Source organism: Amycolatopsis sp. FDAARGOS 1241 (genome assembly GCF_016889705.1).
Lineage (GTDB): Bacteria > Actinomycetota > Actinomycetes > Mycobacteriales > Pseudonocardiaceae > Amycolatopsis.
In genome coordinates, this window is record NZ_CP069526.1 from 6,040,108 (window position 1) to 6,050,951 (window position 10,844).

Genomic DNA, 10,844 nt, shown 5'->3' on the forward strand with positions numbered 1-10,844 from the left:
GCCCGTGAAGCTGTGGCGGGCCTGGGGCCTGCGCACGCGCCTGCTGGCGGCGTTCGTGCTGCTGAGCGTGGTCACGACCATCGCCGTCGCCGGGATCGGCTACCGGTCGGCGCGCACCACGATCCTGCAGAAGGCGCAGGACAGCGCAGTGGTCGAGCTGGAGAACCGCATCCAGCAGGTCTACCCCCTGCGGGTCGGTGGTCTGACCAGCGGCGACCTGGGGACCCTCGCCGGTGAGATCTCGGGGCGCGCGGACTCCGCGGTCGTGATCAGCGGGAACGGCACGGGCGGCAACCCGGATGTGCAGACCTTGATCACGCCCGAGCTGAAGGAGATCGTCGACGGCGGCCGGGTGGGCTGGCAGCGCGTGGACGCCGGCGGGCAGACCGCGCTGCTGATCGGCACCCAGCTGCGGGTCACGACGACCGAGTCGCACCAGACCCGGCCGTCCGGGATCACGGTCTACGTGCTGCAGGGCCTCGCGGCCGAGTCCGCGAGCATCGCCGAGCTCGCGCGGAACGCGTGGCTGACCGGAGCCGGCGCGTTCGTGCTGGCCCTGCTGCTGGCACTCGCGGCCGCGCGCAGCGTGCTCGGCCCGGTGCGGGAGCTGCGCTCGGCCGCGCACCGGCTCGGCGAAGGTGATCTGGACACCCGGCTCACCGTCCGGGGCACCGACGAGCTGGCCGCCGTCGCGAAAACCTTCAACGCCACGGCGGAATCCCTGCAGAACCACGTGGCCGAACTGGAGCGGTTGGAGGCGGACGCGCGGCGGTTCGTCGCCGACGTGTCCCACGAGCTGCGCACTCCGCTGGCGGCCATGACCGCCGTGACCGACGTGCTCGAGTCCGAGGTCGCCGGCCTGCCCGAGATCGCCGGCCGGGCGGTGCGGCTGGTCAGCCAGGAGACGCACAACCTCACGCGGCTCGTCAACGACCTCATCGAGGTGACCCGGTTCGACTCCGGCTCGGCGTCGCTCGCGCTCGACGACGTGGACGTCGCCGACGCCCTCGTCGCCACGCTGCGCGCCCGTGGCTGGGCCGAGGAGATCCAGACCGAGCTGCCGGCGGGCATCCGCGCGCGCCTCGACCCCCGGCGGCTCGACGTGGTCGTCGCGAACCTCGTCGGCAACGCGCTGCGCCACGGCGCTACCCCGGTCCGCCTCGGCTTGAGCGCAGCCGAGGGCTGGGTCAAGATCGAAGTCACCGACGAGGGCCCGGGGCTGAACGAGGAGGTGCTCCCGCACGTGTTCGACCGCTTCTACAAGGCCGACACCGCCCGCACCCGCTCCGAAGGCAGCGGGCTCGGACTCGCGATCTCGTGGGAGAACGCCAAGCTGCACGGCGGCACGCTCACCGCCGCCAACCGCCCCGGCGGCGGCGCCGCGTTCACACTGCGCCTGCCCGTGGCGGGAGGTGCGGGGTGAGCCGGCAGGTGGCGGCGGCGATCTTGCTGGTGGCGCTCACGGCCACGGCCTGCGGCGTACGGCCCAGTGCCGCGATCTCCGGAGGCGACCCGCCGAGCGGGCCGGCGGAGCCGACGGTCGACCAGGCGCACGACACGATCTACCTCGTGGCCGACGGGTCGCTCCGGCTGGCGACGCGCGACGGCGCGAACCTCACCGGCGCGGCCGCGATCAACGCACTGGCGCAGGGCCCGAGCCCGGCCGAGCAGGCGGACGGGCTGACCACGGAGGTGCCGCGGTCCGTGGTGCCGGCCACCGTACTGGCGTCGGCAGGCGGGACCGTCGTTCAGCTGTCCAGCTCGGTGACCGCGCTGTCGGACCTGGCGGTGCGCCAGATCGTGTGCACACTGCGCAACCAGCGCCCGCCGGGGGCTCGGTTCATCCTCACCGGCGGCGGGGAGACCCGCGGTCCGGAAGCGTGCAACTGAGGCGGGTTCAGCCGACCTTCTCCGGCTCCCTGCTGCGCTTCCGGCCGATCACCGGTGCCGCCGCGACGGCGGCCACGCAGAGGGCGAACGGCACCGCGAAGGCGACGTTGAGCGGCATCCAGTGCGTGAGCCCGCCGATCAGCGCGGGCCCCGCCAGCAAGCCGACGTAGCCGAGCCCGACAACCCGTGCCATCAGGGCCCCGGACGCGCGCGTGTCGAGGTTGCCCGCCGCCGTGAACAGCTGCGGGACACCGCCGGAGAGGCCGAGGCCGAACAGCGCCCAGCCGGCGAGCGCCAGTGGCACCCACGGCACCAGCGCGGCCGTCCCGACACCGACCGCGGCCAGGGCCGAGCCGTAGCGCACCACCGCGACGGGACCGGCCAGCGCGGCGACGCGGTCGGTGACGAAGCGCCCGACCGTCATCGCGACGGCGAACGACCCGTACGCCAGCGCGGCGGTGCTCGCCGACGTGCCCAGCACGTCCTGCAGGTGCAGCGCGGCCCAGTCGTTCGCGACGCCCTCCGAGAGCATCAGCGCGAACGCCAGCGCACCGAGGAGCCAGACGACCCGCACCGGCGTCCGGCCTTTCCCGGCCGGGGCGGGGCCGGTATCGGCGGGTTCGGTCCGCCGGCTGTCGAGCAGCAGCCGCCCGGCGCCCAGCGAAGCGGCGACGCAGACCGCGCCCGTGGCGCTCAGCGTGACGGCCGTCGGCACGTTCGCGCCCAGCACGGCGGCCCCGACGGCCGCGGCGAGCGCACCGCCGATCGACCACATCGCGTGGAACGCCGCCATGATCGGGCGGGGGTACGCGCGTTCGACGACCACGGCCTGGGCGTTCATGGCGACGTCGAGGGAGCCGTTGCAGAAGCCGAACAGCACGAGGGAGAGCCCGAGGGTCCACCAGCTGGTCGCGAGCCCGGGCAGGAACAGCGCGAGCCCCAGCAGCACGCCGGCCGCGGGGACGACGCGGCGGTGGCCGAAGCGGTCGGCGAGCGGGCCGGACACCTGCATGCCGGCGAACGCCGCGCCGCCGAGCACGAGCAGCAGCGCGCCGAGCGTGGTGTGCGAGATGCCGGTGGCGCGCTCGACCACGGGGATGTGCACCACCCACATGCCGACCGCGAACCCGTTGAGCGCGAAGAAGCTCCACGTCGCGAACCGGGCAGCGCGAGGCAGCCGGGGAACCTCGGTCATTCGGGCGATTCCTCCCTCGATCGTCGGGCCATGGTTGCACAGCCACCACCGATTCGTGCAAATTCTTTGTTCGAATGATCACGCCGGACGATCGAAACTCGGCTGCGGCATGATGGGCGGGTGCACGCCGCCGAACCGATCGCCGTCCCGTGACCGGGGGCTACCTGAAGGGCCGGATCCGCCGCGAGGACATCATTTCCGCGGCCGCTGTGGTGTACGGCGAGGCGGGCTACCACGGTTCTTCGCTGCGGGAGATCGCCAAGCGCGCGGGCATCAGCCACGCCGGGTTGCTGTACTACTTCCCCACCAAGGAGGCGCTGCTCGCAGCCGTGCTGGAGCGGCGCTACGCCGAGGACTCCGAGCGCGAGCAGCTGACGGTGCCGCCCGGGCTGGCGGTGCTGCGGCACTTCGTCGCGCTGGCCGGGCACAACGTACGCCACCCCCGCATCGTCGACCTGTACTCGCGGCTGGCGGCCGAAGCCGTGGCCCCGGACCACCCGGCGCACGAATACTTCGACCGGCACTACCGGCAGGCCCGCGAAGGCGTGCTCGACTCGTTCCGCGTGCTCGCCGAGACGGGCGAGCTGCGCGAGGGCGTCGACCCCGACTTCGCGGCCCTGACCTTCATCGCGTTGATGGACGGCTTGCAGGTCCAGTGGCTCACCACCCCGGCCGACGTGGACCTCGTGGGATCGCTGCGGTTCTACCTGCAGAACCTGCTCACCGTCCCGCTGGGTTAAAGCGTGCGGGCGAACGGGTCCCAGCCCTCGGGCAACGCGGGCGGCACCTCGACCGTGGAGTTCACCTCCACCGTCCGGCCGCGCGTGAGCGATTCGTCGATGGCCAGCATCGCATCGAGCACGTGGTAGGCCAGCTCGCCCGACGCGCGTTCCGGCACACCGGTGCGGAGCGCCCGCGCGAGTTCCAGCACGCCGGTTCCCCGCGACGCCGGATGTCCTTGCGGCGTCAGCTCTTCCGGTCCGTCCGCGCCGAGCAGGTGCAGTTTCGTGGGGCCGTCGAAGCGGTTCGGATCGGGGAGCACCGCCGTGCCGAGCGTGCCGGTCACCTCGACGAAACCCGTGCGCACCAAGGCGGAGTCGAAGCTCAGCACCACCTGCGCGCTGCCGCCGCGGCTGAACTCGACGAGCGCGGTCACCGTGGTCGGCACCGTCACGGCGAACTCCGTGCCGGCCCGCGGCCCGGAGCCGATCACGCGCGTGTCGCGCGCGCGGCCGCCGGCGCCGGTGACCTTGCGGATCGGGCCGAACAGCTGCACGAGTTCCGTGAGGTAGTACGGGCCCATGTCCAGCAGCGGCCCGCCACCGCCGGCGAAGAGGAACTCCGGTGCCGGGTGCCAGCTCTCGGGCCCCGGCGTCTGGAACAGCGCGAGCCCCGTACGCGGATCACCGACGCGGCCGGCTTCGATCGCGCGCCGGGCCGTCTGCAGGCCGGCGCCGAGCACGGTGTCGGGCGCGCTCGCCACGCGCAGGCCCTTCTCCCGGGCGCGGTCGAGCAGCTTGCGGCCCGTCTGCCGGTCGAGCGCGAGCGGCTTCTCGGCCCACACGCTCTTGCCCGCTTCCAGCGCAGCCAGGCCGATCTCCACGTGGGCAGCCGGGATCGTGAGGTTCACGACCACCTCGATCTCCGGGTCCGCGAGCAGCTCCGAGACGGTCTGCCCGTGGGGCACCCCGTGTTTCGCCGCCTGTGCCTGCGCGCGCGGCACGTCGAGGTCCGCGACGGACAGCACGCGCACGTCGGGGAAGCTCGTGAGGTTCTCCAGGTAGGTGTCGCTGATGACGCCGGCGCCGATGAGCCCGACGCCGACAGGTCCACCCGTCACTTCGCGGCCTCGGTGAGGTAGGCGAAGCTGGCCGCGATGCCGTCGAAGATGTCGCCGTCGTAGCGGTCGAACTCGACCACGCGCAGCGCTTGCGGTGCGGCGGCGAGGACCTCGGGCAGCGGCACGCTGCCCTGACCCGCCGGAACCTGGCCGGACGCGTCGGTGGCGAGCGCGCCGTCCTTCACGTGGATGGCGTGCACGCGCTGGCCGAGCCGGCGCAGCAGCTCCGGCGCGTTCTCACCGCCCGCGGTGGCCCAGTAGGCGTCGACCTCGAGCGCGATCGCCGGGTCGAGCTGCTCGGCCAACACCTCGAGGGCGCTGCGGCCGTCGACGCGGGACTCCAGCTCCCACCAGTGGTTGTGGTAGCCGACGCGCACGTCGTGCTCCTGCGCGACCTTCGCCGCCGCGTTCAACGCCGTCGCGGTCGCCGCGATGTCGGCCGGGTCCTGCCACTGCTCGGGCTTCACCAGCGGGTCGATGACCACGGCGATGCCCAGCTGCTTCGCGGCGGCGAACACGGCGTGCTGGTCTTCACCGATCAGCTTCGCGTGCGCCGTCGGCGCCGTCAGCCCGAACGCCTGCAGCCCGGAGGACAGCGCCGCCACGTTCTCGACGACGCCGTATGGCTCGACCTGCGTGAACCCGATCGCGGCGAGCCGCCGCAGGGTGTCCGCCGGGTCGGCCGCGAACGCGTCGCGGACCGAGTACAGCTGCACGGAAAGCTTGCCCATTCCAGCTCCTTGGCTTCGCGGGTCGGCGGCGAAGCGCCGCGTCGCCAGAATTTCTACCAGGTGGTCAAAATTGACACCAGGTCTTTCCGGGTGTCGGCGCGGTTTGAGGAGCGCCGGGCGGGGGCAGAAACCAGTAGGGCCCGCGACCACGGAAAGGCACCGCGATGACCGAGCACCTCGGCATGAACGAGCTCATGGTGAAGGGCGAGGAAGAGAGCTTCTCCGCGCTGAAGTCCCGGCTCGTCGACGAGTACGGGAAGGCGCGGGAATCGGAGATCGCCAGCACGATCAGCGCGCAACGGCAGCACTTCGACGACGCCGGCGTGCGCAGCTTCCTGCCCGTGCTCGTCGAGCGCCAGGTGCGCGACCGGCTCGGCGAGCCCTGAGCGCTACGGGAGGATCGAGTCCACGTAGCCGCCGTCGACCCGCACCGCCCCGCCGGTGGTGGCCGACGCGAGCGGCGAACTGAGGTACACCACCAGGTTCGCGATCTCCTCGGGCTCGATCAGCCGCTGCAGCAGTGAGTGCGGGCGGTGGGTCTTCATGAACTCCCGCTGGGCCTCGCCCCACGGCAGGTCCTTGTCGACCAGCTGGTGGACGAAGTCCTCCACACCGCCGGTGTGCGTGGGACCGGCGTGCACGGAGTCGACCGTGACGCCGGTTCGCACCGCTGCCTTGGCGAAGCCGCGCGAGACGCCCAGCAGCGCGGTTTTCGACATGCCGTAGTGGATCATCTCGGCGGGGATCACGACCGCCGAGACGGTCGCGACGTCGAGGACGCGGCCCAGCCGCGCTCGATCATGGCGGGCATCGTCAGGCGCGTGAGGCGCACGGCCGCGAGCACGTTGACCTCGAAGTAGCGGCGCCACTCGCCGTCGCTGATCTCGAGCGGCTCGGCGGCGCCGAAGATGCCGAGGTTGTTGACCAGGATGCCCACCCGTCCGGCTGCGTCCACGACTTGGCGCGCGCCTTCGTCGGTGGTCACGTCGCCGCTGCCGGCCATGAACTCACCGCCGGGCACCAGGCCGGTGAGCTCCTCGAGCGCGTGGGCGACCCGGGCTTCGGTGCGCCCGTTGACGACCACCCAGGCGCCGGTCCGCGCGAGCCCCGCGGCGATCGCCGCGCCGATCCCCTGCGTCGATCCGGTGACGAGCGCCATCTTCCCGTCGAGGTCGAGCTTCGTAGGCTTCGCCTTCGTCGTTCGTGCGGCTGTCGATCTTGCGACCCATCATGCCGCCGATCGCTCAGCTCAGCAGCGCGCCGAGGTGGCCCGTCTCCTGGGCGAGGGTCATCCGGTAGCCGCCTTCGAGGCCGCGCTCCCAGGCGGTGACCGACGCGTTGGGCACGTCGGTGCGGGCGGCCGCGGTGAGGAGTTCCCGCTCGGGCACGGCTTCGAGGACGTACCGCAAAGCGAACACCGTCATCTCGTGGGCGAAGAAGAGCACCCGCTGACCCGGCGTCTCCGCGCTGAGCTCGGCGAGCAGCGATCGCAGCCGAAGCACGACGTCGGCCCACGACTCGCCGCCCGGCGGGCGGTAGTAGAACTTGCCAAGGCGCTCCTTGCGCTGCAGCTCGTCGGGCCAGCGTTCGGCGACCCCGCGGCTGGTGAGCAGGTCGAGGACGCCGAGCTCGCGATCGCGGACGCGTTCGTCCACGCGCAGGCCGCCGGGCACCTCGACGCCGCTGTCCTCCGCGACGCCGAGCGCGAGCCGGGCCGTGTCGAGTGCCCGCAGGTACGGCGAGGCCACGACGAGGTCGGGCGGATTGTCCGCGAGCCACTCCCCCACGGCGCGGGCCTGCCGCTCGCCGAGGTCGTTCAGCGGCACGTCGGCGTCGCGCTCGGCGATGTCGATGACCGCGTGTCCCGCGTCCTCGGCGACCTCGCGGGCGACGTTGCCGGTGCTCTGGCCGTGGCGCACGAGGCCGATCCAGTCCAGCCGCGTCGTCATCGCCGCTCACCGCCGGCGGTCAGGTCCTTGCGGTACACCACGAAGTCGCACGGCGTCGCCAGCAGCGGCGCGAGGTGCGGGTGGGTCGCCTCGACGGTCGCCGTGTGCTCGACCCGGAAGCCCAGCCGCGTGTACCAGGCGGCCAGGAACTGCTTCGACGGGTGCTCGAACTCCCGCGGCACGAGCAGCTCCAGCTGCAGCCGCCGGTAGCCCAGCGCGCGGCAGCGTTCCTCCGCGAACCGCACCAGCAGCCGCCCGATGCCCGCGCCGTGCAGCTCCGGCGCGGCGGCCAGCAGCCCGAACTCGCCCACGCCGTCGGCGACGTGCCGCACCCGCACGCACCCCACTACCCGGCCGCGCCGCCTGGCCACCGCGATCTCCCCGGCCGCGACCAGACCCGCCACCTCCTCCGGTGACGTCCGCTCGGCCTGGCCCAGCCACAGGCCCTTCTCCGCGGTCGCGTAGACCGCGTTCACCACCGCGCTGACCGCGCCGGCCAGCGCCTCGTCCGCCGCTGCCGACTGCGGCAGCAGCTCGATCTCCGGAGCGTCCAGCGCGCACCTCCAAGGTCCGGCCGCCCAGTGTACGAACGCCCTGGCCGCGCCGCCGGGGAAGCGCGTTCCACCTGGGCGCGCGTCGCCGAAGTCCGGGCCGCCTCCTGCGCAGGCCGCACGCGCACCCACAGCTAGAGCACCGCGGGATCGGCCTCCACCGGGCGCGCCTCGCCGAAGCCGCCGTACCGGCCCGCCTTCGCGCGCTTGCGCACCTCGTCGAAGTGGCGGTGCACGGCTTCGGCCGCGGCCTCGGCGTCGCGCGCCACCAGGGCGTCGACGATGGCCTGGTGGCGTTTGGCGGTGCCCGCGGCGGACGACACCGGGCCGCCGAGTTCGGCTTCCGCCGCGCGGTAGACGTCCCAGAACAGGCCGGTGAGCTCGCGGGCCAGGTCGAAGCCGGCTTCGGCGCAGATCAGGTCGTGGAACTCGCGGTCGGCGACCGCGGAGTCGGGGCCCTTGCGGCGCATGCGGGCGACGCAGGCCTCCAGGTCCGCGATCAGCCCGGGGCGGTGCTCCAGCGCGACGCGCCGGGTCAGCTCCGTCTCGATCATCTCGCGGACCTCCAGCAGGTCGCGCAGGCGGCCGGCGTCGCGCGTGCGCGTGCGGAACAGCAGCCACGTCTGCAGCGCTTCGGACCCGGCCGAGCCGACGAACGTGCCGTAGCCGTGCCGGATCTCGACGATGCCGAGGGCCTGCAGCGCCTTGATCGCCTCCCGGATCGAGTTCCGGCTGACGCCGATGTCGTCCATCAGGCTGAGCTCGGTGGGCATCGGCGCGCCGGGCGGCAGGTCGCGGTCGATGATCAGATCGATGATCTGCTTGGTGATCTCTTCGCTGCGTTGCGGGCGCGCCAAAGCTGTCTCCCGAATGGTTCTTCCGTCCACTGGCACGTCGCCATCGGAAGACATCCTACGTCATGCCCCGCCGGCCTCGGCCCGATGCCGAAAACGCCACGTCCCCTTGACCGGTAACCGGCGGGGTTCTAGGGTTCGCCCAGTCATAGGACGTCCCACGTCCCATGACCTCTGGTGGGTGAAACACACAGTCAGGAGACACCGATGTCCCGAACCGCCATGGGGACCGGCCCTTCGTTCGACCGGCGCACGCTGCTGCGCTACGCGGGCCTCGTGGGCGCCACCGCCGCCTTCTCGTCGACCATCGCCGCGTGCGGCGGCCCCGCGTCCACGAACAAGACCGGCAGCTCCACGGACTCCCTCACCGCTGTCATCGGCTACGGCAACAACCAGTCGTGGGACCCGCTGCAGACCGCTTCGGCGTTCTCCATGGCCGCCATCCTGCACAGCTACGAATCGCTGGTCGAAGGCGACCCCATCACCCGCGCGCCGTTCCCCGGGCTCGCGAAGGCCCTGCCGGCCGACGTGAGCGGCACCAGCATCGAGTTCGAGCTGCGCGACGGCGCCAAGTGGCACGACGGGCAGCCCGTGACGGCCGACGACGTGGTCTTCACCTACGCCCGCGCCCTGGACCCGAAGGAGAACGTGCTCATCCACAGCTTCTTCGCCCAGTGGTTGCAGGAGGTGAAGAAGGTCGACGACCGCAAGGTCGAGTTCGTGCTCACGTTCCCGTTCCCCTACGCGCTGCAGCGGATCCAGATCTGCAAGATCGTGCCGAAGCACGTGTTCGAGAACAACTGGCCACTCGCCGCCGGCGGCAAGGTCGTGGGCTCCGGCCCGTACAAGGTCACCGAGCAGGCGCCGCTGTCGCACACGTCGTTCGAGAAGTTCGCGGACTACAACGGCCCGCGCCCGGCGGCGTACCAGAAGATGCTGTGGAAGTCCATCGTGGACTCCGCGCCGCGCGTGGCCGCGATCTCCGGCGTGAAGCCCGACGCGCAGATCGTGGAGAACATTCCCGCCGCCAACGCCGACCAGCTGCGCAAGGCGGGCCGCACCGTCGAGTTCGCCGACGGCGGCAACAACCTGTACCTGATGTTCAACACCGCCCACGCGCCTTTCGGCGACAAGCGTGTGCGCCAGGCGCTGCACTACGCCATCGACAAGAAGAAGATGATCGAAATCGGCCTGCGCGGCACCGGCACGCCGGGCACGTCGTTCATCAACCCGAAGCTGCCGCAGTCGCAGCCGGCGTCGCAGAGCTTCACCTACGACCCGGCGAAGGCCAAGCAGCTGCTGGCCGAAGCCGGCGTCACGAACCTGAAGATCTCCCTGTCCACCACCAACACCTCGCTCGTACTCGACTGCGTGAAGGTGATCAAGGAGGGCTGGGACGCCATCGGCGTGCAGACCACTTTGGACTCCCAGGACACCAAAGCCCTGTTCTCCAAGCTGGACAACGGCAACGACTTCCAGGTCGTGTCCACCACGAACAACCCCATGCAGTTCGGCAACGACCCCGACCTGCTCATCCGCTACTACTACGACGCCGCGTCGCTGATGATGACGAAGTACGCGCGCTGGAACAACGCCGACACCCAGGCGCTGTTGTCGCTGCAGGACAAGGCCGCCGCCGAGCAGGACGAGGCCAAGCGCACCGCGTTGAACAAGCAGCTGCTGGACCTGATCTCGGAGCAGGCCGTGATCTACCCGATCGTGTTCACGCAGCTCGGCACCGCCTGGGACCCGAAGGCGATCACGGGCGTGCACGCCCAGGGCTACCCGGGCATCTACCTCAACCAGGCCAAGCCGGTCTGACGAGAGAGGACCA

At 71.8% G+C, this 10,844-nt stretch carries 11 protein-coding genes and 1 pseudogene; 5 read left to right on the plus strand and 7 right to left on the minus strand.

What is annotated here, in order from left to right; all coding sequences use genetic code 11:
• Positions 1–10 precede the first annotated feature (10 nt).
• Both I6J71_RS29700 and I6J71_RS29705 read left to right on the plus strand, forming a co-directional pair.
• The gene (locus I6J71_RS29700) at positions 11–1,423 is read left to right on the plus strand and encodes a HAMP domain-containing sensor histidine kinase (RefSeq protein WP_204097291.1); all 1,413 of its coding nucleotides are present in this window, start codon (positions 11–13) and stop codon (positions 1,421–1,423) included.
• Positions 1,420–1,890: a GerMN domain-containing protein gene (locus I6J71_RS29705; RefSeq protein ID WP_204089887.1), complete on the plus strand. Its 471-nt coding sequence runs from the start codon at positions 1,420–1,422 to the stop codon at positions 1,888–1,890. The genes I6J71_RS29700 and I6J71_RS29705 overlap by 4 nt, the downstream gene beginning before the upstream one ends.
• Positions 1,891–1,897: 7 nt before the next feature.
• Here the strand turns inward: I6J71_RS29705 and I6J71_RS29710 are convergent, their stop codons facing one another.
• Positions 1,898–3,085: an MFS transporter gene (locus I6J71_RS29710; protein ID WP_204089888.1), complete on the minus strand. Its 1,188-nt coding sequence runs from the start codon at positions 3,083–3,085 to the stop codon at positions 1,898–1,900.
• Positions 3,086–3,234: 149 nt separating this feature from the next.
• On the opposite strand from I6J71_RS29710, the gene I6J71_RS29715 reads away from it, so the two are divergent.
• A complete protein-coding gene (locus tag I6J71_RS29715) occupies positions 3,235–3,825 on the plus strand; it encodes a TetR/AcrR family transcriptional regulator (RefSeq protein ID WP_204089889.1) in 591 nt (196 codons plus the stop codon).
• On the opposite strand, the gene I6J71_RS29720 is transcribed toward I6J71_RS29715, so the two are convergent.
• Both I6J71_RS29720 and I6J71_RS29725 read right to left on the minus strand, forming a co-directional pair.
• On the minus strand, positions 3,822–4,925 hold the full coding sequence (locus I6J71_RS29720) for a Gfo/Idh/MocA family protein (protein ID WP_204089890.1): 1,104 nt from the start codon (positions 4,923–4,925) through the stop codon (positions 3,822–3,824). The two genes, I6J71_RS29715 and I6J71_RS29720, sit on opposite strands and share 4 nt — an antisense overlap.
• On the minus strand, positions 4,922–5,656 hold the full coding sequence (locus I6J71_RS29725) for a sugar phosphate isomerase/epimerase (protein WP_204089891.1): 735 nt from the start codon (positions 5,654–5,656) through the stop codon (positions 4,922–4,924). The genes I6J71_RS29720 and I6J71_RS29725 overlap by 4 nt, the downstream gene beginning before the upstream one ends.
• Positions 5,657–5,820: 164 nt before the next feature.
• Here I6J71_RS29725 and I6J71_RS29730 point away from each other — a divergent pair, with 164 nt between their 5' ends.
• Positions 5,821–6,042 carry a three-helix bundle dimerization domain-containing protein gene (locus I6J71_RS29730; RefSeq protein WP_204089892.1) on the plus strand — a complete coding sequence of 74 codons (222 nt, stop codon included), beginning with the start codon at positions 5,821–5,823 and terminating at the stop codon, positions 6,040–6,042.
• 3 nt (positions 6,043–6,045) lie between these two features.
• Here I6J71_RS29730 and I6J71_RS29735 read toward each other — a convergent pair.
• The 4 genes and pseudogenes from I6J71_RS29735 to I6J71_RS29750 all read right to left on the minus strand — a co-directional run bounded on the left by I6J71_RS29735 (position 6,046) and on the right by I6J71_RS29750 (position 9,013).
• Positions 6,046–6,815 (minus strand): annotated as a pseudogene (locus I6J71_RS29735) (SDR family NAD(P)-dependent oxidoreductase).
• Between the two features lie 85 nt (positions 6,816–6,900).
• Positions 6,901–7,605: a histidine phosphatase family protein gene (locus I6J71_RS29740; protein ID WP_204089893.1), complete on the minus strand. Its 705-nt coding sequence runs from the start codon at positions 7,603–7,605 to the stop codon at positions 6,901–6,903.
• Complete coding sequence (locus I6J71_RS29745) at positions 7,602–8,288, minus strand: GNAT family N-acetyltransferase (protein WP_239153990.1); 687 nt, start codon at positions 8,286–8,288, stop codon at positions 7,602–7,604. The genes I6J71_RS29740 and I6J71_RS29745 overlap by 4 nt, the downstream gene beginning before the upstream one ends.
• Before the next feature lie 2 nt (positions 8,289–8,290).
• Positions 8,291–9,013, minus strand: a complete 723-nt coding sequence (locus I6J71_RS29750) for a FadR/GntR family transcriptional regulator (RefSeq protein WP_204089894.1) — start codon at positions 9,011–9,013, stop codon at positions 8,291–8,293.
• Positions 9,014–9,217: 204 nt separating this feature from the next.
• Between I6J71_RS29750 and I6J71_RS29755 the strand changes: the two genes are divergently transcribed.
• A complete protein-coding gene (locus tag I6J71_RS29755; protein WP_204089895.1) occupies positions 9,218–10,831 on the plus strand; it encodes an ABC transporter substrate-binding protein in 1,614 nt (537 codons plus the stop codon).
• The last annotated feature ends 13 nt before the right edge of the window (positions 10,832–10,844 follow it).